Here is a 23178-nt window from a genome sequence, read left to right on the forward strand (position 1 = left end):
AGCCAGCTTGTGGTTGGCTGGCTATTTTTTTGGCTTTTTGGGATACCTTGGATAAAAGCCATCAAAAAACGAATGGAGCTTATACCAATACCATTTTTCTTCAATGCTCAAAGTTCTACCCGAATCTTTAACTTGGCTACTCAAGAATCTAATTCCAGTACAAATAGCTAAGAAAAAGAGTCCCAAACCAACAATTGTCCAACTCGCTTGCCAATATGCGATTGCTACAAGCATAGTGATTATGGCTATAAGTCCGATGGGATTACAGGTCGCTTTGAATCCCAAGTAGCTGAAAAAAAAGACGGTGCAGAACAGAAATAGCAAAGCCGCTAACTTGGCAGATGTCGTTAATATTTCTGATGGAAAAAAATGAGCCGCAGCCAAAGTCGCCAGAAAAAGCCCCAGTGATATAAACCAGCAGCGTGCTGGTAAAGATTTAAGTAAGTTTGTCATCTTCTTAGTACTCTCAAAGTGCACGGGCGGTGCACAATCAAATCATGCATCAGCATGTTAGTTCTCAAAAAGTGCTCTAGTGGTTTGCTCGGCCATAATCTCACACACAGGGCATTTAAGCTGAATGCGCTGTTGTGATACCGTCAAATACAGACTGCCGCATCGACACCGGTGTAAGGATGCAAGCTGTGATCTTAAATCACGAGCTAGAACCCAACCTTCATTGATGGTTAGTTTTTTCCAGGGGATTTCAGCTGGAAGATCTGCTTCTTCCCTTGCAACCAAGTACGCATCGTAAGCTTTCATCAAAGCATCAATATTTAATTGCTTGTAGACATTATCACCACCAATATTGACATAAAGCGCCATCAGCAGGGAGCCTTCAACTAAGGCTCTTCTGCTTTTAACAATGGCATCAGATTCTGGCAATTGACCAGGGCAAGGTGACTTGCCAGTCACTTCTTTGTGAAGCCTTCTGATAATGTGGATTGGCAAACCAGTATCGAGCGCGATAATGGTTGTTCGAAATCCGTATTTAATAAGTAGCGAGGCTCGGGTAAACAGCTCACTTTTGGACAGGTTATCAATCATGCATCCCCCTTGTTGTTTAGGGTTGATAATAAATAAGCGATTCTTGGGATACCTGTGCCTTTGCTCTTCACCATCTCAATCAGTTGGCTTTGGTTACCCCTTGGTTGAAACAGCATGAATGATGAGGTCGCCACTCGTTGCAGGTCGTCAACACCAGCATTAATCAGAGCATCAACCACATCGCGTGTAAGGCCAAAGCGCAAGACCGCCTCTTGCGGATCAATTCGCGCTAATTCTCGTGCTGCGTGTAGGTACGCCAAATTTAATTGATAGAAGTCTTGTTGATTGGTTGTCATTGACGGACCTCCAGTTCATGTAAAATATTGCGATAGATAGAAAGTACTCTTTGCCCATACCAGCGTGCACGCTCTTCGTTCCAACTGTGATAGCGGCCTATGCCAAGCTCTAAATCGTTTGGTGAAGACTTGATTGCTTCGGCCAAAATACTTGAGCCGACGGTAAGGTTGGTGATGGGGTCTAGCAGTTCCGTCGCTGAGCTCACCCGATGCCCATGCCAATGCAAATTGATTTGCATTAGCCCAATATCGAGCTGGTATTTTTCACTCTCTTGAAGTGCCTGGTTTAACAGTTGCTCAGCTTCTGTCTTAGATTTCGCGTAGGTTGCATTTGAACCATTGCGAATTGCGTATGGCCATGGACTGGTCATGTTAAGACCACGATGTGAGGCCGACTCAGCTAAGGCAACGGCGTAGAGCATGACTGGATCAATACCAACGCTTTGTGCTGCTTTTTCCCACTGATAGCCCGGAAACGCATAGACTGAAGTGATTGCGGACATGGCTATCACCAGGGCAATGGTTTTTGCTTTAATCGTTTTCATTGTTGTCCTCTAATTGATTTCCGAGAAGCGTCTGAATGGCTTTCGGGCTTATTCTTTTTAAAGGCACTGCGCTAAAGTCAGCGATGCCTCTCGTATAAACTTGTGCCGCGTTTGACCAGTCGCCCACGGCAACAGGCGCTTGCATATCAAATCCTTTTTGCTGGTTCTGATGGTCTGCAATACCCTGTAATAGCCTTGGGTATTCACCCACTTCGTCCCGCAGCAAGTAAGCCTGGTAGCGTGCTAAAAACTCTTTTTGCTTAAAGGGGTATTCCCTGTCGTCAACCTTGCAGAGTTCAACCCACCCCCCCATGTCTGAAATAACGCGGTGAATAAGCGCATCGTCAAACATCACGGATGTCCAAGCGCCAACCTGACGAATAGCCTTGTCGACTTTGTTCCAAGCAACCATGGCTCTTGAGCCAGAGTTGCCATCAATATGCTTGATGACGTCAGCGGGCTTTGGAAAAAATTGCCCTGTATCCGGTGATTGAATATGCCGAGTCAGACCGATTCGCACTTCTTCAATGCTATAAGCACGAAGGGCTTCAAATGCGATGGATAGCAATTGTGGTGATACGCTTTTGCCATACATGGCCCAAGCTGCTCCCCAAACTTCAGCAAACTCGCGTTTATCAACCTCCTGCACTTGAACGAACCTCCCGAATACCTGGTCCGGCCCAGCTTTCAGCAATGCGGCGATTGCTTTCTTCAATATTCAATTGGTGATTGCTGACCTTTAGGCTCGTCGATGATTGCTGTATTTCATCAATGCGAACGTACTCGTCTTCCCATTGCCGGTTTAAAAGCCAGTTATGTGGCATTGGGGTCTTAGTCCGATCTTGATACTGCAATCGGTTGTCTCGTTGCTCTTTCCAGCGTGTTAGGACTTCCAAGGCGAGTTCATGGTCTTCATTGAGGCCCATGCGCAGCCATTCTTCCTTGGCTTTCGCTTTTTTTTCTTTGCGTATTTGTACATCCCAGAAGTCTTCGAACTGTATCTGGTTAACAGTTTTAACTGTTAGCTTATTGCTTCTCTCAGAGTCATCCGACCGTTGAGAGTCCCTTACCGGGTTGCCATCAGGCATAAACAATGATGAAAATTCTTCTGGAAGCCGAGCTTGAAAAGCGGCAAGAGATTTCAAAAGCGATGCCATACCAACGAAGTCGGCAGGTACATCTTTAAGCAACCGAAAGGCTGCCTTACCTTGGTTCGGGTTTTCGATTGGGTTGTGCTTCAGAAAGCTCCGAATCAAAGTCCAACCGGATTTCTCGCAACGAATGAGGAACTGATCTTGTTCTAACTCATTTAGAGCCTTGGCAACCTGTTGCTCATCCCAGTTCAAGTCAGAAGCAACGTAACCAACCGGCAATCGAAAGCAGCCAAGCAAATTACAATGTGGGCATGTAAGCAAATACAGCCCTAGCAACTTCGCTGAGTCACTCCAGGACAAAACGTTTTGCTTTAGCCAAAGCGGGTATAGACCTTGCCATAATCACGCATGGAGGAACTCGCTTTTGTGTTTACGTAAAATGCTGACCATTTCTTGCCCTTAATCCTACTGGTTACTGGCTTTCAGCTCGCTTGGGCATTCGGGGTAGATGTCCGGTCTTAACTGAGATCGGGTTACCTGTCCTTGCGTAGCTTGTTCGATGGGTAAAACGAATTCAGCGGGAACACGCCCTGATTTATTCAACCAAAACCAGACGTTTTGCTGTTTTGAGTTGATGGCTCGTGCTAATGCTGATTGCCCGCCGACCAAATCAATGGCACGGCGGAGATGTTTTTGTGTCGTGTTGAACACTTCCATACCGTCTCCTGTTACAATAATAACTGTTACAAGATTGAATGTTACAGTTTTATTTGTAGAATACGGGCTTATGAAAACTTTATCCGAACGACTAAACCATGCCTTGCAGCTTACTGGGGTGACTCAGTCTGAGTTGGCTCGTCGCATTGGTATCAAACAGCAGTCGATCAGCCAGATTTGCTCTGGTAAATCGGCTAGGTCTCGTTACACCATGCAGATCGCGGAGGCGCTTCGCGTGAATGCTCATTGGCTCGCCACAGGTGATGGCGAAATTGGATTAGGGGTCGGTAATGTAGAAGCAGGGCCTGACATTAAAGGGAGAATTCCTCTTATTAATTGGGTTCAGGCTGGGGATTGGACTGAAATAGCGGAGGGATTTGCCTTTGAAGATGCAGAGGAGTGGCGTGAAGTCACTGGGAAAGCACATGAAGGTTGTTTCGCGCTTCGCGTAAAAGGCGACAGTATGGAAAATCCAAGCGGCAAAAAATCAATACCAGAAGGTGCTGTTATAGTTGTAGATCCTGATGCTCCTTACTCATCTGGTTCATTGGTTGTAGCGCGGCTTGATGATTCAAGAGAAGCAACCTTTAAACAATTAGTCTTGGATGGTGAGCAAAAATATTTGAAGCCTCTCAATCCACAATATCCAGCAATACCGATCAACGGCAACTGCTCAATTATTGGCGTTGTTAAACAAGCTATCATCGATTTTTGGTAGCGAAGGAATTTGTGGTTTAGCCACAGTTGTTCATGAGCTGAAGAAGCAACGATTGCAAACAGCTACAACTGAGCATTGGCGCACGCTGAGAGTAAATGGTAACCGATTAGATAACCATTGATTGTTTATAAAGTCAAGATCAGCGAAAATAGCGACCAATTACGATTAACACGACGGATTTGACAAGCGAAGAACTGAAAAGAGAGTACTTCCAAAAGTGTGTACAAATCCGTGTACAAACTAAAAGAATTTATACATGGCAAACCAAGATTTTCTCAATGAAATCAATAAGCGAAGGACCTTTGCTATCATCTCGCACCCGGATGCGGGTAAAACCACTATTACGGAAAAGGTCTTGCTCTTCGGACAAGCATTACAAAAAGCCGGTACAGTAAAAGGCAAAAAGTCCGGTCAACACGCGAAATCTGACTGGATGGAAATGGAAAAGGAGCGGGGGATTTCCGTAACGACTTCCGTGATGCAGTTTCCCTATGCCGATAACCTTGTTAATCTGCTGGATACCCCGGGACACGAAGACTTTTCTGAGGATACATATAGAACATTGACGGCAGTTGATTCCTGTTTGATGGTTATCGACGCCGCGAAGGGTGTAGAAGACAGAACCCGCAAACTGATGGAAGTTACGCGGTTGCGCGACACACCCATCATCACCTTTATGAATAAGCTTGACCGCGATATCCGCGACCCGCTGGAATTGCTTGACGAAGTGGAAACTGAGCTTGATATCCTTTGTGCACCGATTACCTGGCCCATTGGGTGTGGCAAGGAGTTTAAAGGTGTCTATCACTTACACCGCGACGAAGTCATTCTTTATAAGTCTGGCCTGGGACATATGATCCAGGACGTGAGGACCATTAAAGGCCTGGATAACCCGGAACTTGAAGCTGCCATTGGTAGCGGCTTGTTATTACAACTGCAAGAAGAATTGGAACTGGTTCAGGGTGCGTCAAACGAGTTTGACGAAGAGTTGTTTTTAGAGGGAGAATTAACCCCGGTATTTTTTGGTACGGCGTTGGGGAATTTCGGTGTAGACCACATGCTGGATGGCCTTGTAAAATGGGCGCCCGCGCCACAAGGGCGGCAAACTGAAGACGGCGAAGTGAAAGCCGATGCTGCTGAATTTAGTGGCTTTGTGTTTAAGATTCAAGCCAACATGGACCCTAAACACCGTGACCGTATTGCGTTTTGCCGCATTGTTTCCGGTAAGTACGAAAAAGGCATGAAGATGCGCCACAGTCGTATCAACAAAGACATTCGTATATCTGACGCGCTGACGTTCCTGGCTGGAGATCGGTCATTACTTGAGGAAGCTTATGCAGGAGATATAATCGGTTTACATAACCATGGTACCATTCGGATTGGTGATACTTTTACTTCTGGCAATAACTTCCGTTTTACTGGTATTCCGAACTTTGCGCCAGAATTATTCAAGCGCATCCGCTTAAAAGATCCATTAAAGCAAAAACAGCTTTTGAAAGGCCTGATTCAGTTGTCAGAAGAAGGTGCTGTTCAGGTATTTCGCCCTTTGATAAACAATGATCTCATCGTTGGCGCTGTCGGTGTACTGCAGTTTGACGTAGTGGTTGCCAGGCTAAAGGCCGAATATAATGTTGATGCGATTTACGAACACATAAGTGTAAGCACCGCGCGCTGGGTATACAGTAAAGATGCCAAAAAACTGGATGAGTTCCGACGAAAAGCCGAGCAAAATCTTTCATTAGATGGCGGCGATAATTTGGCCTACATTGCCCCTACCATGGTTAATTTGCAATTGGCGAAAGAGCGCTATCCCGATATAGAATTTAAAGAAACTCGCGAACATTAAGAAAGACGATCAATGAATATACATGCTTTATTAGTTAGCCGCTTTACCGAAGCTTTAGATAAACTGGGGGTCGAAAACGCGCCTGTACCTGTGGCGCGAAGTGCACGTCCCGAGTTCGGCGAGTATCAGTTTAACGGTGCCATGGCGTTGGCGAAACAATTGCGCCAAAAGCCTCGGGATATCGCGGAGAAAATTCTTGAGTTGGTGAATCTGGGCGATGTGGCCGGTAAACTTGAGGTGGCAGGCCCCGGTTTTATTAATATCCACCTCAGTGACGATTGGTTGGCAAATCAATGCGAGCTGGCCCTGCACGACCCCCGTATTGGCGTGGCGAAAGACGTACCGAAAACCGTGGTAGTTGACTACTCATCACCTAACCTTGCTAAAGAAATGCACGTAGGCCATTTGCGGACTACCATTATCGGTGATGCCGTGGTGAAAGTGCTGGAATTTTTAGGCCACAAAGTCATTCGTCAAAATCACATGGGTGACTGGGGCACCCAGTTTGGTATGTTGCTGGCGCACCTGTCCGATAAGCTAGAAAGCGAAGTAGCGGAAACCGCGTTGTCAGATCTGGAGAACTTTTATCGCGAAGCCAAGGTGCGTTTCGACGAAGAAGAAGGTTTTGCAGATCGCGCCCGTGAATATGTAGTGAAGTTACAGGGTGGAGACGCGCACTGTTTAACCTTGTGGAAACAGTTTATAGACATTTCAATTCAACACAGCGAAGAAGTGTATGAAAAGTTAAATGTTACGCTGACCCGTGAAGATATCATGGGCGAATCGGCATATAACGACGATTTGGCCAATGTGGTACGCGAATTAAAGGACAAAGGGATTGCAGTTGAAGATCAGGGTGCCCAGGTGGTGTTCATTTCTGAGTTGGCAGACAAAGAGGGAAACCCGGCGGTGTACATCGTACAAAAATCCGGAGGTGGTTACCTTTACTCCACCACGGATCTGGCTGCTATGCGTTATCGCAGTGGCAAACTGAACGCTGATCGTACTCTCATTTTAACCGACGCACGTCAGGCACTGCATTTTAAGCAAACAGAGATCGTTGGCCGCAAAGCCGGTTTTATGAAAGAAACCCAAACCTATGAGCATTGCCCTTTTGGAATGATGCTGGGCAGTGACGGTAAGCCGTTTAAAACCCGTACCGGCGGCACAGTGAAGCTAGTGGAATTACTGGATGAAGCGGTAGAGCGCGCAGGTAAGTTGATCGCGGAACGTGCTAGCGACTTATCACAAGGTGAGCTCGAAGAAGTTGCTCGTAAAGTTGGCATTGGCGCGGTTAAGTATGCAGATTTAAGTAAAAACCGTACCACAGACTATGTATTCAACTGGGATACGATGCTGAGTTTTGAAGGCAACACTGCGCCTTACCTGCAGTATGCTTACACCCGGGTTAAGAGCATATTTCGCAAATCAGGTATTGCCATGACTGATCTGCCCGGCGCTATGGTGCTGACGGAAACTCAGGAACATGCCTTGGCGGTTCTGTTGCTGCAGTTTGAAGAGGTGATTGCCGTGGTTTCCCGCGAAGCAACCCCCCATGTTCTATGTACGTATCTGTATGATGTGGCCAGTGCCTTCATGCGATTCTACGAAGCCTGCCCCATCTTAAAAGATGGTATTGATGAGCGGGTGCGCAACAGTCGTCTTGAGCTATCTGCATTGGTTGCCAAAACCCTGGAGCACGGTTTGTCGCTACTGGGTATTGAGACGTTGGAAAAAATGTAAGGGCTCGGCTGCAAGACTATTGAGCGAAGAAAGGTTGACGTCACTGTCAGCCTTTTTTATTGGACAAGCTTTCCGCGAAGTAAGTGTATAAGCAGGGGGGCGACAACGATTGGGCCTGCAGTTGTATACTTAGTTTTTTTGTTTGTCACGCGTGATGGGAGCAAATGTCTGTCACAGTTTTTGAGTGTGGGTGAAGATGAACCTAGCAAGCTTAAATTGAGGGTGGCGCTGGCAATTGTGGATACACGGCGTTAAACGAACAAAAATCACTGCAGGTGCTATCAAAATTGCATCAAATTCGGTACTATCCGCGGTCTTATTTTTCAATTAGCTGTGACGAGAGAATGTTTGAAATAAACCCGGTGAAAAATGCCATTGAAGATATCCGTGTGCGCACCGAAGCACTTAGGGGGTATCTTTGACTTCGATACGAGGTCAGAGCGATTAGAAGAAGTTAATCGCGAGTTGGAAAGCCCTGATGTATGGAATGAACCTGAACGGGCTCAGGCATTAGGGAAAGAAAAGGTTGCCTTGGAGCAGGTGGTAGAAACCATTCACAAACTTGAACAAGGTGCGGAAGATGTAGAGGGTTTACTTGAACTTGCCGTGGAAGCGGAAGATGAAGAAACCTTCGAAGAAGCACAAGCCGAACTGGCCTCACTCATTGATGATCTGGAAGTGCTCGAATTCCGGCGTATGTTCTCTGGTCCCAATGACGCCAGTGATTGCTATATCGATTTACAGGCTGGTTCAGGCGGCACAGAAGCACAAGACTGGGCCAATATGTTACTGCGCATGTACTTGCGGTGGGGTGAAGCCCACGGTTTTAAAACGGAAATTATCGAACTGTCAGACGGTGATGTGGCGGGCATAAAAAGTGCTACCATTCGCTTTCAAGGTGAATATGCGTTTGGTTGGCTACGCACTGAAACCGGTGTTCACCGTTTAGTGCGAAAATCGCCTTTCGATTCTGGTAACCGACGACACACGTCATTTTCATCAGCATTCGTGTACCCCGAAATTGATGATGATATCGAGATTGATATCGATCCTTCCGACCTGCGCATTGATACCTATCGGGCTTCAGGCGCAGGTGGTCAGCATGTTAACAGAACCGATTCTGCCGTACGTATTACCCACGAACCCACCGGTATCGTGGTGCAATGTCAGAATGATCGGTCGCAGCACAAGAACAAAGATCAGGCAATGAAGCAGTTAAAAGCCAAGCTCTATGAGTTTGAACTGCAAAAACAAAATGCCGAAAAACAAGCGATGGAAGACAGCAAATCAGACATTGGTTGGGGCAGTCAGATACGCTCTTACGTACTGGATGATTCCCGCATTAAAGATTTGCGCACGGGCGTAGAAACCCGTAATACGCAAGCCGTTCTCGACGGTGATTTAGATAAATTTATTCAGGCCAGTTTGAAGTCTGGTTTGTAAAAAACCCAAAAGTGAACAGGTTATGAGCGATCAACAACTCGACGAAAATAAACTAATTGCCGAGCGCCGGGCTAAATTGAGCGCGATTCGGGAAAATTGCCGTGCAAATGGCTTTCCGAACGACTTCCGCCGCGAAAACTACGCTGAAGAATTACAAAAGCAATTCGGGGAAAAAGACAAAGAAACCCTGGAAAGCGAAAACAACCAGGTTTCTATTGCCGGCCGCATAATGGCTAAGCGTGGGCCATTTCTATTGCTTCAGGATATGTCGGGGCGAATTCAGGCCTATGCCAGCAAAGACGTGCAGAAGGAAATCAAAGCGAAATTTGGTAGCTTGGATATAGGCGATATTATTGGTGTAGCGGGGGCGTTGCATAAATCCGGTAAAGGCGATTTGTACGTCAATATGGAAAACTGGCAGTTGCTGACCAAATCGCTGCGCCCCTTGCCCGAGAAATTCCACGGTTTAAGTGATCAGGAAACAAAGTATCGTCAGCGATATGTGGATTTGATCACCAGCGAACAAACCCGTAAGAACTTCAAAATTCGCAGCGCTATTATTAACGGAATTCGTCAGTTTCTGACCCAGCGTGACTTTATCGAAGTGGAAACGCCCATGTTGCAGGTCATTCCTGGCGGTGCCTCGGCCAAACCTTTTGTCACACACCACAATGCGCTGGATATCGACATGTATCTGCGTATCGCACCAGAATTGTATCTCAAACGTTTGGTTGTTGGCGGTTTCGAACGGGTATTTGAAATTAACCGGAATTTCCGTAACGAAGGTTTGTCGACGCGTCACAACCCAGAGTTCACCATGTTGGAATTTTATCAGGCCTACGCTGATTACAACGATCTTATGAACTTGACCGAGGACATGCTGCGCACTCTGGCGCAGGACATTTTAGGTTCTTCTGAGTTGGTAAATACTGAGCGGGACAGTGAAGGCAATGTAACCAAAGAAACTCACTATGACTTTGGCAAGCCTTTTGACCGCTTGAGTATGGGTGAAGCCATTCTGAAATACTGGCCTGAGGCGAATGAAGCGGCTATCCGTGACCCCGAAGCACACTTGGACGAGCTAAAAGTCATGGCTAAAGCGCTGCATATCAAAGAGCCTGAAGTGGACGGGATCTGGGGGGCGGGTAAATATCTATGTGAGATATTTGAAGCCACTGCAGAGGAAAAACTCATTCAACCTACGTTTATTACTGAATATCCCTGGGAAGTATCGCCCTTGGCGCGTAGGAACGATGACAACCCATTTATTACTGATCGTTTCGAGTTTTTTGTGGGTGGCCGCGAGCTTGCCAATGGCTTTAGCGAATTAAACGATCCGGAAGATCAGGCTGAACGTTTCCGCAAACAAGTGGCAGAGAAAGATGCCGGTGATGATGAAGCCATGCACTTCGATGAAGATTATATTCGCGCATTGGAGTTTGGTTTACCGCCTACTGCGGGGCAGGGGATTGGTATAGATCGTTTGGCTATGTTGTTCACCGACAGTTCTACCATCAAGGATGTGATATTGTTCCCACATATGAAACCCTTGACTTCAGACAGTCAGGAATAAATACACAACCGCTGTATTTTACGGTTCGTAAAGTGCAGTAACTTGCTGATACAAAGCGGTATTGATGGGAACATCAACACCGCTTTTTTTTGCCTGTTTGATGAGATAGCCCGTAATACCGTCTATCTCCGTTTTGCGCTTGTGCGCAATGTCCTGATGCATACTGGAGAAGTTGTGGGCTGTTGCAGAGATCACATGACGTACATTTTGTTCGAGTGCTTCTTGGGTAGTGGAATATCCCAAGGCATTCATGACCCGTGAAGTTTCATCACAAATTCGGGTAATCGAGTCTGAAAAACGAGGCTCGCTGAGTGCGCCGTTGGGTACATTGTACAGCGCGGTGAGGGGGTTTATAACCAGATTAACTGAGAGCTTTTGCCACAGTGCAAACCGGATGTCGGAACGCCATGCGACAGGGGGGAAACACTGACAGAGTAACTCGGTTACTTGGCGGTCTTTGGCGCTGGAATAGGCAGCACTCGTCGATTCCTGGCTACGTCCCAACAAGGTGCTTCCCAAACCAGTGTGCCGGACCTGTAGAGGGGACGTTTTTAAAGCCCCATGGCTGGTTGTGGCGACGTACACTGGCTGGCTCTTGAGATATTCAGATAAGATTGCTTCTCCCCCCATACCGTTTTGGAGGAGTACCACCGCAGTGCTGTTCGATAGAATAGGGTGCCATTGACGAATAGCGTCAGCCAGTTGATAGTGTTTTACCGGAATAACGAGCAGGTCATTATCGTTGAGCCGGTCAAAATGTGTTGGTGTGAGGCGTATGGTTTGGCGTTCAGTGCCTGTGACTTGTAACACGCTTTCGCGGTCACCGCGGAGGAGAAAACGGAAGGGAATATGTGTTTTTTGCGCACCGGACGCAACCAGAGAACCGATGGCTCCGTCACCAATAATCGCAATTTTTGCGCTATCCATGGCTGGCGTCTTCGGGGGCCTTGACCCGGGGGAATTTATATTCAGGCCAGGGTAAACGCGTCATTTGCGATTGCGCTGAAAGCCAGTTTTGGCATGGCTTTGCGGTAAATAGCGAACCTTCTGTGGGAGGGGCTGCAACAGAAACGGTCTCTTTTTTATACTCAAAGAATAGACTATGAGCATGTAAACTCACGCGGTCGGCCGGTGAAGCACCATAGAGTGTATCGCCGTGTATGGGGGCGCCAATACTCTTCATGGCTACTCTTATTTGGTGGGTTTTTCCCGTTAGCGGTTTGACAACGGCAATTCGTCCTACAGATTCAATGTAATGTGAAAAAAATTGGGTCACGGCTGGGTTGTTTTTACTTTTAAGCAGGATGTGTTGTCCCCGTCGGCGATTTTTCATATCGCCGGAAATCGTGCCCTGTTTTTTAGCTGGCTTGTTAGCAAGAAAAGCCAGATAAAATTTTTGTATTTGTCGGGTTGCAAACAGACCACTGAGTTCAGCTGCAGCCTCGGCATGTTTTGCCAGCAACAAGCAACCGGACGTGACGGTATCTAAGCGGTGACACAAATACAGCGAAGGTAAGCCCAAGCCGTGTTTTGCCCGCACAACAATGCCGTTTTCACTGTCGTGCATAGGGACGCCTACGGGTTTGTTTATTACCACAAAATCGGGGTGGTCGAACACCACATCAGGCAATGTATTCGAACTGTTCATCTTTGAGTCGCGTCGCAAACCTAACTAGTTTTTTAACAACGCCAGCGCATTGTCGTAATCGAGATCATCAATAGCATCGCGAATTTGTTGTTGCTTCCCGCTATCTGGCGTTGATACGGCAAGCCAGGCGTCGAGCTGTTCTTGGGCGATAAACTCATTTTGTGCCAGAGCGCGGATAAAATCGTCTGGAGCAGTGGTTTCACTGCTCCTTTGCAATTCCGACTCGTCTGCTTGCTCGGCGGGTATGTCGCCATTTAACAAAACAGGACTGGCTTGTAAAGTCTGAATATACGTTAATGTAGCTCGGAGCGTATCGCAAAAAAGGTGAAATGAAGCCGGTGGTTCGGATGCACTCTTGAGTTCGTTTTCCGCTTGTCGGCTTGCATGGTGCAGTTTAGTAATACCAAGATTACCTGCGACGCCCTTTATTGTGTGCAAATAAGTACGCGCCGAATCCCAGTTGTGCTGATTGAAAAATAGGCTGAGCTTGTCTTCAGCGGTGACGTATTCGTCGGAAAATTTTTGTAACAAACGCAGAAAAAGTTCGCTGTTACCGCTGAGTTGTGACAAACCGAACTTGAGATCAATTAGCGTGTCAGAAGAATCCATAATCACTCCTAAACGTATTTGTTGTCAGTGTATTTCATAATGTAATAAATTGATACAAAGCCGGTTGCCAGAGAGAGGTTTTTATCTCGTTTTTCTGGTAGGCTGAGAATAACAATGTTTATCACAGGTATTAACAGCGCTTTTCATTTCTTCCTTCTTTGAATTGGTTGTAGAAATTGATAAATGATGTACCTGCAGTTCAACCCAAACAATAAAGGATGCCTGATGGCGAAATCTCTGGCCGCAAAAATCTTCCTGTTCGCGGGCGTTACCTTCAGTCTGGCAGGTTGTCAGAACCAACAAAACAACGACATCGCTGCTCTCGAACTACCTCCGCAACAAGTACATATCCCCCATGAAAAGTACACCCTTAACAATGGTTTGACCGTTATTCTACACGAAGATCACTCCGACCCCTTGGTCCATGTTGACGTGACCTACCACGTGGGAAGTGCCCGGGAAGAAGTTGGCAAAAGTGGTTTTGCTCACTTTTTTGAACACATGATGTTTCAGGGTTCGGAGCACGTAGATGACGAAGAACACTTTAAAATCATTACCGAGGCAGGCGGTACCTTAAACGGCACGACAAATACGGATCGCACCAACTATTTCGAAACTGTGCCGGCGAATCAACTGGAAAAAATGCTTTGGTTGGAAGCTGACCGCATGGGTTTTTTACTTCCAGCAGTAACACAAAAAAAATTCGAGAATCAGAGAGATACGGTTAAAAACGAACGGGCTCAGCGGGTGGACAACCAGCCCTATGGACTGCGCTTTGAGAAAAATGGCGAGGCGCTCTATCCGGCTGGTCATCCTTATTCGTGGTCGACTATTGGCTATATGGAAGATTTGGACCGGGTTACTGTTAACGACTTAAAAGCTTTCTTCAAGCGTTGGTACGGGCCTAACAATGCCGTATTGACCATAGGCGGCGATATCGACGTGGCGCAAACGAAAAAGTGGGTGGAAAAGTATTTTGGACCTATTCCCAGAGGTCCGGAGGTGAAGAAACAAATACCTCAGCCCGCCGAACTGCCCGAGAACCGCTATGTTACCCTGGAAGACAAAATTCACCTTCCTTTGCTGCAAATCACTTATCCCACAGTGTATGCAAGACACGAAGACGAGGCGCCCTTAGATGTGTTGTCTGATATTTTAGGGGGGGGCAAAACCTCATTGTTTTATAAAAACCTCGTTAAAGAAGGACTGGCGGTACAGGCCGGGGTGTCACACCCCTGTCGTGAGCTGGCTTGTGAGTTTCAGCTTATTGCACTGGCTAATCCGCAAGTCGTGACCAACCTCGCGGCGTTAAATGACGTGGTAATGCAGTCATTGGCAGAATTTGAACAGCGGGGAGTTAATGAAGATGACCTGGCGCGCACAAAAGCCGGGATAGAAGCATCTACTATATTTGGTTTGCAAAGCGTAAGTGGAAAGGTAAGTGCCCTTGCAAGTGGAGAAACGTTTTTTGAGCAACCGGATTTAGTCGCTGATGACATTGCGCGCTACAACAGCGTTACAGCACAAGATGTGATGCGCGTCTACAATAAGTATATAAAGAACAAACACGCGGTCACCATTTCTGTTGTGCCAAACGGACAAGCAGATATGGCGGTAAAGCCACAAAACTTCACTTTAGGCGAGAGAGCTATTGGCGATGTTCAACTGGTGAGTCAGCCGGTTCAACAAAAAACGATAACCGACAGTTTCGATCGCAACGTCGTACCCACCGCAGGTCCGATTCCTACCGTTCATGTGCCTGAGTTTTGGGAAACGACGCTGCCAGCGGGTATAGAGATGCTGGGCGTTACCAGCAACGAAACGCCGACGGTGACGTTAACACTTAACCTGGAAGGTGGCATGTTACTTGACCCTCCACATAAAGCCGGTGTGGCATTTTTAACCGCCTCAATGATGAATGAGTCTACTGAAAATTACACGAATGAAGATTTGTCCAACGCATTGGCCAAGCTGGGGAGTTCGATAAGCTTTAGAGCTTCTGGTCGGTATTCTCAGGTTTATGTGTCATCCCTGACTAAAAATCTACCGCAAACGCTGGCTTTACTGGAAGAGAAACTATTTCACCCTGCATTTAGTGAGCACGATTTTCAGCGACTGAAATCGAGATTAACTCAAAGTATGCAGCAAAGTTTGCGTAATCCGGGTTACCTCGCCGACCGGGCCAAAGACCAGGTATTGTTTGGGGTAAACAGCCGTTTAAGTTTGCCGGCCAATGGGTCGTTGGAGACCCTGGCCAATATTGAACTGGCTGATATCAAAGCGTTTTATGAGCGTTACTACAATCCTGCGAAGGCGAGCTTAGTGATTGTTAGTGACCTTTCTCAACAAGAGGTGGAGTCATCATTGGCATTTCTGTCTGACTGGGCAGCTCAGCCTTATACCGTTCCTGTTTTATCCGGTTTTCCTCAATACGACGGAAGCCGGGTGTTCCTGATAGATAACCCCGATGCAGTGCAGTCTGCTGTGCATATTGTCAAGCGAGCTATGCCATTTGACGCTACCGGAGACTACTTTTATGCCCGTTTGATGAACTTTCCATTAGGTGGAGCGTTTAACAGTCGTATAAATTTAAATCTGCGTGAAGATAAAGGGTATACCTATGGGGCGTCTACTTCTTTTATTGGGGGAAAAACCGCAGGATGGTTTGAAGCCCAAGCAGAAGTCACTGCGGCAAATACCGTCGACGCTATACAAGAGTTTCTTTCAGAAATTCGCGAGTATCAGGAAAACGGCCCAACACAGGAGGAGCTTCGTTTTATGCAGAATGCGTTTACTCTGAGTGATGCGCTGGAATATGAAACACCCAATAGCAAAGTGGCTTTTTTGAGACAGTTATTAGCCTATGATTTACCTAAAGATTACCGGGACGCGCAAACGGCACTGATAAATGAGGTGACAGTAGAGAAGCTCAGTGCCGTTGCAAGGGAACAATTGAACGCAGATGAGATGCAAATTATCGTGGTTGGTGATAAAACGACGTTAATGAAACCTTTGGAAACTCTGGGCTTGCCGATAGAAATTTTGTCGCTGAACTAATTACAGAGTCAATTCGCTATTGAAAACAGTGGGATGCTCCCCATTTGTAGGAGCTTCCCCACACTATGGATGAACATGTTGATCTCATCAAAGCCAACTTTTAGCTATCGCCTGGAGGCGATGAAGTCTGTACGCTTTCAGACAGCATTAAAGGACATTAAACACGGTGTAGAGCGAGAGGGCTTACGCATAAAGCCTGATGGTAAGCTCGCGCAGACCGGACATCCCGCATCGCTGGGATCAGCGCTTACCCATGAGTGCATTACCACCGACTTTTCTGAATCGCTACTGGAATTTATCACGCCCCCTGTGGCAAGTAGCGAGATCACCACCACTCAACTAAAAGACATTCACAAGTTCACCCTGGATAATATTGGTGAAGAAATGTTATGGCCGTTGAGCATGCCGTGCTTTATCAACAATCAGGACGAGATCCCCTTAGCTTATTTTGGCGAATCCAACGTGGGCAAGATGAAGCGGGTTTATCGCATGGGCCTGAAAAACCGCTATGGCAGTATGATGCAGGCAATATCGGGTGTTCATTTTAACTTCTCATTGCCGGACACTTTCTGGCAGGCTTGGGCAGAGCTCAATAATACAGCGTATTCCACTGATCAGGTCTCGGCGGATTATTTTGCGTTAATTCGCAACTATCGCCGTTACTGTTGGCTATTGCCGTTTTTGTATGGCGCTTCACCAGCGTTGTGTGGGTCTTTCTTACGTGGAAAAGAAACGGCTTTACCCTTCGAGCATGTGGGCAAAGGTACTGTGTATATGCCGTACGCGACGTCATTGCGAATGAGTGACCTGGGTTATACTAATTCAGAGCAGTCTGCGTTGCAGATTTGCTATAACCAATTGTCGACTTACGTTGATAAATTGCGAAGTGCTATGTATACCCCTTCAAGCCGTTTTGGGCAATTCGCCGCTGGAGAGGGGGGGCATTTTCAGCAATTATCAAAAAATATCTTACAGATTGAAAACGAACTGTATTCGCCAATCAGGCCGAAGCAGCCTACCGCGTCTATGGAAAAGCCCACCGATGCGCTGGTCCGACGCGGGGTTAACTACGTTGAAGTTCGCGTGCTCGACGTTAACCCGTTTACACCGGTGGGTATTGATAAGCAACAAATGGATTTCCTCGATGTGTTTATGGTGACCTGCCTTATGCTCGATAGCCCGGAAATGGACGCTCCGGAACTGGCTGAGTGTCGTGAGAACATGGATAGGGTGGTGATGGAAGGGCGTAAACCGTCGTTGGTGTTGTCACAGCGCGGTCAGGAGCATCACTTCGCAGCTTGGGCTGAAGCCTTGTTTGTGCATTTCAGACAAACCGCGGAGTTGTTGGACGCCGCCAATGGCTCCACAGAGTATTCCGAGGCCGTTGATGCAGAGTGGAAGAAAGTTCAGGATCCCGCACTCACACCCTCTGGGCGGATCTTAACATATTTGTTGGAAAATAATATGGACAACAGTGAATTTGGACTTGCCTTGGCGAGACAGTACGCAGATCAGATCCGTGCGCATAACTACAGTTTTTACAGCGAGGCCGATTTTCGTTCGATGGCAGCATCGTCATTGGCGGAGCAAGTGGCCATTGAATCTGAAGACGAGGTATCGTTTGAACAGTTTGTTAGCGATTACTTTGCTGAGCCCACGACACAGAAATCTGAAGAATAAAAAAATGCCTGGCAAATTGCCAGGCATGAAGATTGTTCCAGGGAAACACACACATTTTTTGCCAGAACACTAATTTGGACAACCAAAGTTGAAAAAGTTCCGTTCTCCAGTACAATTTTTCTCACTTTTTTTTGTTTCTTTGGCAATTTCCCTGCTTCAGGGGTGTGCCACTTCGCCCCCACAGGATACCAGCGACATCTGTGAAATTTTTTTCGAAAAAGAGGATTGGTACGATGCTGCTGCTGATGCCAGGGATAAATGGGGTGTGCCCATTCACATCCCCATGGCCATTATGTACCAGGAAAGTAGCTTTCGGCACAATGCTCTTCCTCCAAGAGACTATGTTTTTTTCGGTTTGATTCCATGGGGCAGGGTGAGCTCTGCCTATGGCTATTCCCAGGCGAAAACCGTAACGTGGGCCGACTACGTAAAAGAAACCGGAAACCGCTGGGCAGATCGTGACGATTTTGATGATGCCATGGATTTTATGGGATGGTTTATTTCAAAATCACACAAAATTAATGGTGTATCTAAATGGGATGGCTATGCTCAGTACCTCAATTATCACGAGGGATGGGGAGGTTATCAGCGCCGTACGTATAACAAAAAGCCATGGCTAAAAAAAGTGGCGAGTCAGGTAAAATCCCGTTCTTTGCGTTATGCAACGCAATTAAAACGGTGTGAAGCAGATTTGCAGAAAAGTTGGTTCTGGAAGCTGTTTTCTTAACACTGGCGTAAAATGGGGTGCTCGGTATATTAAGGAAAGAGACTGTTTGCGAGCGGATGGAAAAAAGAAGTAGGCAGGCGCACCACACACCTGCCTACAATCGACGCTAAGCCAAGACCGTTAATCACCCAACGTCGAACAGGCAAAGTCACTATATTGCAAATGATAATTATTTTCAATAGCGTTTGATTGATTATTTCAACTTTTACTTCTTCGCTGGTTTTGTTGATCTCAATCAGTGTTTGCTATCAGGCTTATTCAGGCTTTTGATACAGATCACAGAATTTCTCCCGACCTGCGTGCACACTGACACTGAAGAATCATTCAGGTGAATTGGCCAACGCCAATAAGGAGAAGACAATGTTGACTATGATGTTAAAAGATCCAGTGGTATGGGGTTCACTATTGGGCATTGCCATTTTGATTGGGATGATGGGTTATTACACCTATCTCTTCATGCATAACAGCGCCAGTGACGACCACTAAGCGGAGCTGCAAGTCAAGCTACTGAACAGGCTCGAGGGTTTCAACAAGTACCAGTAATGCGCCTTGCCCACCATATTCCAGGGGAGCCTGGTGAAACGCTATGACATGGGGGTGTTGCACCAGATAGTGCGGTAGGGCGCCCTTTAATACACCAGAGCCAATCCCGTGTACTATGGCGACACAATCTATTAATTCTTTTCTCGCAGTATACAGTAGTGCGGAAATTTCCAGCTTGGCATTTTCCCGTGTTAATCCGTGTAAATCCAACACCAATTCGGGGTAAAAATCACCGCGGCGTAATCGTTTTAGACTATGTGTTGGTTCGTCCGGACGACAGTATCGCATGGGGCCCGCGTCAGGTAAGCTGGCTTGATAAATATCGGAAAATGCGAAACTGGCATCCAGTTGTCTGCGCTGGTGCGCATCGGGTGTGTCTGCGCTGCGCAATGGTTTGACTACAGTGTTTCTTCGCGGTTTTACCACCTTATCCTGCGTCAGTGGTTTAATACCTGCCGTTGCTTGCCGAAACAGTGCCAGGTCATCGTTGTGTTTTTCAGGATTGGGTTTGTCTGCCAAGGGTGATCTCCACATCTTTCCGCTATATAGGTACCGAATTACACATAAATTCTGTTGGGTGCGCCACTGAGTTTAGGTATGATACCAGCTTTATGTTAGTGATGTAGCCAGCCAATGACCGATAAGATATATTTAGACGAAGCCATTCAGGATCTCCATACCATTCTGGATATGGTGAGGTGGGCCGTCAGTCGCTTCAACGACGCGCACTTATATTATGGGCATGGTACTGACAACAGCTGGGACGAAGCTGTGTGTCTCACTATGTTTGCGCTACACTTACCGCAGGATTTAACCGCAAGAACCGGTGACGGTTTATTTGCCGCGCGATTAACAGCTTCTGAAAAAGAAAAAGTGGCAGATTTGGTTTTAAAGCGAGTTCAGACTCGCATGCCACTGCCTTATATTACCCATGAGGCTTGGTTTTGTGATCTGCCATTTTACGTCGATGAGCGAGTGCTCATTCCTCGTTCGCCTATTGCCGAACTGATTAAAAATCGTTTTGACGGTTATATTCACGGCGAGCCGAGTGCTATTTTAGACATGTGCACTGGCGGTGGGTGTATCGCTATCGCGCTGGCTCGTACTTTTGAAGAGGCCCAAGTTGACGCAGTGGATATTTCCCATGACGCACTGGAAGTGGCAGATTTCAATATTCAGGAACATGGGCTGGGACACAGAGTTTTTCCCATTCATTCCGATTTGTTCACCAGTCTGGAAGGGCAACAATACGATTTGATCGTTTCTAATCCGCCATACGTTGACGATGAAGACATGAGCGACTTGCCGGATGAATATCAGCATGAACCTGAGCTCGCTTTAGCGGCCGGTGAAGACGGTCTCGATCTGGTTGAAATCATGGTTCAACAAGCACCGGGGTATCTCAAAGACAATGGTTGGATGATAGTTGAAGTGGGGAACTCAGAGGTACATATGGCTGAGCGCTTTCCCGGTCTTGAAGTTGAATGGGTAACGTTAAAACAAGGCGGTCACGGTATATTTGCGGTGTCTAAATCAGCATTAACTCAATATTTAAACGGGAAAGGTGAATAATACAGATGTCGGGTAACAGCTTTGGAAAAATGTTTACTGTGACGACCTTTGGTGAAAGCCATGGTATTGCTATTGGCGGTGTCGTGGATGGCTGTCCTCCGGGACTAGAAATCTCAGAGGCAGATTTACAGATTGATTTAGATCGCAGAAAACCGGGAACGTCCCGCTACACGACTGCACGGCGGGAAGGCGACGAAGTACAGATCCTCTCAGGGGTTTTCGAAGGCAAAACCACAGGTACTAGTATCGGCCTTCTGATCCAAAATACTGATCAACGCAGCAAGGATTATTCAAATATCGCAGACCGTTTTCGGCCCGGACATGCTGACTATACCTACCATCAAAAGTACGGTACTCGAGATTATCGCGGTGGCGGGCGATCATCTGCTCGTGAGACGGCCGTTCGCGTGGCGGCAGGCGGAATAGCAAAAAAGTTTCTCAAGCAGCAGTACGGTATAGAAATTCACGGGTACCTTTCTCAGTTAGGGCCAATTAAAGCAGAAGCAGTTGACTATAGTGTGACGAACACCAATCCGTTTTTTTGTCCGGATGAAAGTAAATTAGCTGCTCTTGATACCTACATGCGGGAGTTGAAAAAGTCCGGTGATTCTATTGGCGCGAAAGTGTCAGTCGTGGCCACCGGTGTTCCTGTGGGCTTGGGAGAACCGGTTTTTGACCGGCTCGATGCGGATATTGCTTCGGCCATGATGGGCATCAATGCCGTTAAGGGAGTGGAAATAGGCGATGGCTTTGATGTGATCGAACAAAAGGGCAGTGAACACCGTGACACCCTTACCCCATCAGGTTTTACCAGCAATCACGCTGGTGGTGTTCTGGGAGGGATCTCAAGTGGGCAGGACGTGGTGGTTCACATGGCGTTAAAACCCACCTCCAGTATCTCGGTACCGGGTAAAACCATTGATGTGGATGGCAATGAAATTGATATCGTCACCAAAGGACGTCATGACCCATGCGTAGGCATTCGCGCAGTGCCGATTGCTGAGGCAATGCTGGCAATCGTCCTTATGGATCACTGCTTGCGTCATCGAGCTCAAAACGCCGATGTGCAGAGGCAAACGCCCGTAATCAACGGTAATACCTCTTCCTCTTGATGGAATACCGATAGTGGGGCAGGAAATGCCAGCCCATTCACGAACTAATCTCATTTTACTGTGTGTCACCTACTGGCTGTACTTCGGCCAGTTGGGCGTGCTGACCCCGTATCTTGGGATATTTCTCGACGGCCGGGGCTTCAGCTCAGCTGAAATCGGTGAGCTATGGGCTGTAATTACGCTGACTCGTATCGTTGGTCCGTCCCTTTGGGCGGGAATTGCGGATAAAACCGGCAAAGCCGTCAACATCGTCAGGTTGGGCTGCTTTCTTACTGTTGTCTCCTTTTGCTCAGTGTTTTTCTTTCATTCCTTTTGGGGCCTGACACTGGCATTTGGTTTAATGATGATGTTCTGGACGGCGGTGTTACCGCAACTTGAAGTTATTACTATTCAGTCCGTACAGCCAACTAAAATCAGCTATGGTCAGATAAGGCTATGGGGCAGTATTGGATTTATTGTGCTGACCGTTGTGGTGGGTAAGGCCCTCGATGTTTTTTCATCCGAAGCACCGGTATATGCCAGCCTGATAGTATTAACTGGCCTGTTTTTGAGCTCGTTGTTCATTCAACAGCCTGGCAAACAAGGCGATAGAACAGAGGTACCCGGTACGCTATGGAAATTCGCCAGAAGCAGAACTTTTTTGTTGTTCCTATTATCGGCTGGATTTTTGCAAGTGAGTTTCGGGGCTTACTATGGTTTTTTCGCGTTGTATATGCGAGACCTCAATTATACAGGGCAGCAAACCGGATTGCTGATCGCCATCGGTGTTATTGCTGAGGTGGGGATATTTCTAATTGCCAGAAGGCTGATCGCCAGATTTGGGGTGTGGTCACTTATGCTATGGTGCATGGTACTCACGGCGGGACGTTGGTATGCACTGGCGGATTTTGCCCACATAGGCCCTGTGGTCGTGTTCAGTCAACTCATTCACGCGTTGAGTTTTGGTTTGGCCCATGTCACAGCAATGCATTTTATCACACATTACTTTCCCGCCCATTATCAAAGTCGGGGACAAGCCTTGTACGTGAGCATCGCGTTTGGTTTTGGCGGTGCCCTTGGCAACTACATTGCTGGACAGCTTTGGCAGCAGGGGGCGCAGGCTTTCGAGAGTTTTGCCTTTGCGGCGCTATCTGCCCTGGCTGGGGCAGTGTGTTTGCTATTTTGTCATCGACCAACAATGAATAAACTGGATATCAGCGCGCCGACCTGAC

The 23178-nt window shown here is 47.1% G+C and carries 22 protein-coding genes and 1 pseudogene; 12 read left to right on the forward strand and 11 right to left on the reverse strand.

All coding sequences use genetic code 11. The features are described from left to right. Positions 1 to 21 precede the first annotated feature (21 nt). The 7 genes and pseudogenes from eexS to KO518_RS10985 all read right to left on the reverse strand — a co-directional run bounded on the left by eexS (position 22) and on the right by KO518_RS10985 (position 3696). Positions 22 to 453, reverse strand: a complete 432-nt coding sequence (gene eexS / locus KO518_RS10955) for an entry exclusion protein EexS (RefSeq protein ID WP_216025880.1) — start codon at positions 451 to 453, stop codon at positions 22 to 24. A 57-nt stretch (positions 454 to 510) separates the two neighbouring features. Then, positions 511 to 1044, reverse strand: a complete 534-nt coding sequence (locus KO518_RS10960) for a FlhC family transcriptional regulator (RefSeq protein ID WP_000566753.1) — start codon at positions 1042 to 1044, stop codon at positions 511 to 513. Beyond that, the gene (locus tag KO518_RS10965; RefSeq protein WP_000210563.1) at positions 1041 to 1340 is read right to left on the reverse strand and encodes a flagellar transcriptional regulator FlhD; all 300 of its coding nucleotides are present in this window, start codon (positions 1338 to 1340) and stop codon (positions 1041 to 1043) included. Before KO518_RS10965 ends, KO518_RS10960 begins: the two co-directional genes overlap by 4 nt. Then, the gene (locus tag KO518_RS10970) at positions 1337 to 1885 is read right to left on the reverse strand and encodes a lytic transglycosylase domain-containing protein (RefSeq protein ID WP_216025881.1); all 549 of its coding nucleotides are present in this window, start codon (positions 1883 to 1885) and stop codon (positions 1337 to 1339) included. The genes KO518_RS10965 and KO518_RS10970 overlap by 4 nt, the downstream gene beginning before the upstream one ends. Continuing rightward, on the reverse strand, positions 1872 to 2534 hold the full coding sequence (locus KO518_RS10975; RefSeq protein ID WP_371742300.1) for a DUF6475 domain-containing protein: 663 nt from the start codon (positions 2532 to 2534) through the stop codon (positions 1872 to 1874). Before KO518_RS10975 ends, KO518_RS10970 begins: the two co-directional genes overlap by 14 nt. Beyond that, a pseudogene (locus tag KO518_RS10980) lies at positions 2521 to 3389 on the reverse strand (hypothetical protein). Before KO518_RS10980 ends, KO518_RS10975 begins: the two are co-directional and overlap by 14 nt. A 55-nt stretch (positions 3390 to 3444) precedes the next feature. Continuing rightward, the gene (locus tag KO518_RS10985) at positions 3445 to 3696 is read right to left on the reverse strand and encodes a helix-turn-helix domain-containing protein (protein ID WP_000451746.1); all 252 of its coding nucleotides are present in this window, start codon (positions 3694 to 3696) and stop codon (positions 3445 to 3447) included. A gap of 70 nt (positions 3697 to 3766) precedes the next feature. Here KO518_RS10985 and KO518_RS10990 point away from each other — a divergent pair, with 70 nt between their 5' ends. The 5 genes from KO518_RS10990 to lysS all read left to right on the forward strand — a co-directional run bounded on the left by KO518_RS10990 (position 3767) and on the right by lysS (position 11019). After that, entirely contained in the window at positions 3767 to 4414 is a 648-nt protein-coding gene (locus KO518_RS10990; RefSeq protein WP_216025882.1) for a LexA family transcriptional regulator, read from the forward strand. A gap of 256 nt (positions 4415 to 4670) precedes the next feature. Beyond that, entirely contained in the window at positions 4671 to 6260 is a 1590-nt protein-coding gene (gene prfC, locus KO518_RS10995) for a peptide chain release factor 3 (protein ID WP_216025883.1), read from the forward strand. A 12-nt stretch (positions 6261 to 6272) separates the two neighbouring features. Next, positions 6273 to 8003, forward strand: coding sequence for an arginine--tRNA ligase (gene argS, locus KO518_RS11000; RefSeq protein WP_216025884.1), 1731 nt, complete (start codon positions 6273 to 6275; stop codon positions 8001 to 8003). 344 nt (positions 8004 to 8347) lie between these two features. Next, a protein-coding gene (gene prfB / locus KO518_RS11005; RefSeq protein ID WP_216025885.1) for a peptide chain release factor 2 occupies positions 8348 to 9446 on the forward strand; the annotation gives its coding sequence in 2 pieces (ribosomal slippage) (positions 8348 to 8422 and positions 8424 to 9446; 1098 coding nt in all). A gap of 22 nt (positions 9447 to 9468) precedes the next feature. Beyond that, the gene (lysS, locus tag KO518_RS11010; protein WP_216025886.1) at positions 9469 to 11019 is read left to right on the forward strand and encodes a lysine--tRNA ligase; all 1551 of its coding nucleotides are present in this window, start codon (positions 9469 to 9471) and stop codon (positions 11017 to 11019) included. Between the two features lie 18 nt (positions 11020 to 11037). On the opposite strand, the gene KO518_RS11015 is transcribed toward lysS, so the two are convergent. From KO518_RS11015 to KO518_RS11025, 3 genes are read right to left on the reverse strand one after another with little or no spacing between them, the layout of a single operon-like run. Next, positions 11038 to 11946: a ketopantoate reductase family protein gene (locus tag KO518_RS11015; protein ID WP_216025887.1), complete on the reverse strand. Its 909-nt coding sequence runs from the start codon at positions 11944 to 11946 to the stop codon at positions 11038 to 11040. Then, positions 11939 to 12667, reverse strand: coding sequence for a TIGR01621 family pseudouridine synthase (locus KO518_RS11020; protein WP_216025888.1), 729 nt, complete (start codon positions 12665 to 12667; stop codon positions 11939 to 11941). Before KO518_RS11020 ends, KO518_RS11015 begins: the two co-directional genes overlap by 8 nt. 24 nt (positions 12668 to 12691) lie before the next feature. Further along, positions 12692 to 13276, reverse strand: a complete 585-nt coding sequence (locus tag KO518_RS11025) for an Hpt domain-containing protein (RefSeq protein WP_216025889.1) — start codon at positions 13274 to 13276, stop codon at positions 12692 to 12694. Between the two features lie 225 nt (positions 13277 to 13501). Here KO518_RS11025 and KO518_RS11030 point away from each other — a divergent pair, with 225 nt between their 5' ends. From KO518_RS11030 to KO518_RS11045, 4 genes are all read left to right on the forward strand, one after another. Continuing rightward, positions 13502 to 16333 (forward strand): pitrilysin family protein, encoded by a 2832-nt coding sequence (locus KO518_RS11030; RefSeq protein WP_216025890.1) that lies wholly within the window; start codon positions 13502 to 13504, stop codon positions 16331 to 16333. Positions 16334 to 16408: 75 nt separating this feature from the next. Continuing rightward, entirely contained in the window at positions 16409 to 18013 is a 1605-nt protein-coding gene (gshA, locus tag KO518_RS11035) for a glutamate--cysteine ligase (protein WP_216025891.1), read from the forward strand. Positions 18014 to 18152: 139 nt separating this feature from the next. After that, positions 18153 to 18740 (forward strand): hypothetical protein, encoded by a 588-nt coding sequence (locus KO518_RS11040; protein WP_216026872.1) that lies wholly within the window; start codon positions 18153 to 18155, stop codon positions 18738 to 18740. A gap of 360 nt (positions 18741 to 19100) precedes the next feature. Next, positions 19101 to 19226 (forward strand): DUF3149 domain-containing protein, encoded by a 126-nt coding sequence (locus tag KO518_RS11045; protein WP_216025892.1) that lies wholly within the window; start codon positions 19101 to 19103, stop codon positions 19224 to 19226. An 18-nt stretch (positions 19227 to 19244) separates the two neighbouring features. Here KO518_RS11045 and smrB read toward each other — a convergent pair whose 3' ends face one another. Then, the gene (smrB, locus tag KO518_RS11050) at positions 19245 to 19802 is read right to left on the reverse strand and encodes an endonuclease SmrB (RefSeq protein WP_252736096.1); all 558 of its coding nucleotides are present in this window, start codon (positions 19800 to 19802) and stop codon (positions 19245 to 19247) included. 114 nt (positions 19803 to 19916) lie between these two features. Between smrB and prmB the strand changes: the two genes are divergently transcribed. From prmB to KO518_RS11065, 3 genes are read left to right on the forward strand one after another with little or no spacing between them, the layout of a single operon-like run. Continuing rightward, entirely contained in the window at positions 19917 to 20855 is a 939-nt protein-coding gene (gene prmB, locus KO518_RS11055) for a 50S ribosomal protein L3 N(5)-glutamine methyltransferase (protein ID WP_216025894.1), read from the forward strand. Positions 20856 to 20860: 5 nt separating this feature from the next. Further along, positions 20861 to 21967 carry a chorismate synthase gene (gene aroC, locus KO518_RS11060; protein ID WP_216025895.1) on the forward strand — a complete coding sequence of 369 codons (1107 nt, stop codon included), beginning with the start codon at positions 20861 to 20863 and terminating at the stop codon, positions 21965 to 21967. A 25-nt stretch (positions 21968 to 21992) separates the two neighbouring features. After that, entirely contained in the window at positions 21993 to 23177 is a 1185-nt protein-coding gene (locus KO518_RS11065) for an MFS transporter (protein WP_216025896.1), read from the forward strand. Position 23178 lies beyond the last annotated feature (1 nt).

Source organism: Aestuariibacter sp. A3R04 (genome assembly GCF_018860805.1).
GTDB lineage: Bacteria > Pseudomonadota > Gammaproteobacteria > Enterobacterales > Alteromonadaceae > Alteromonas.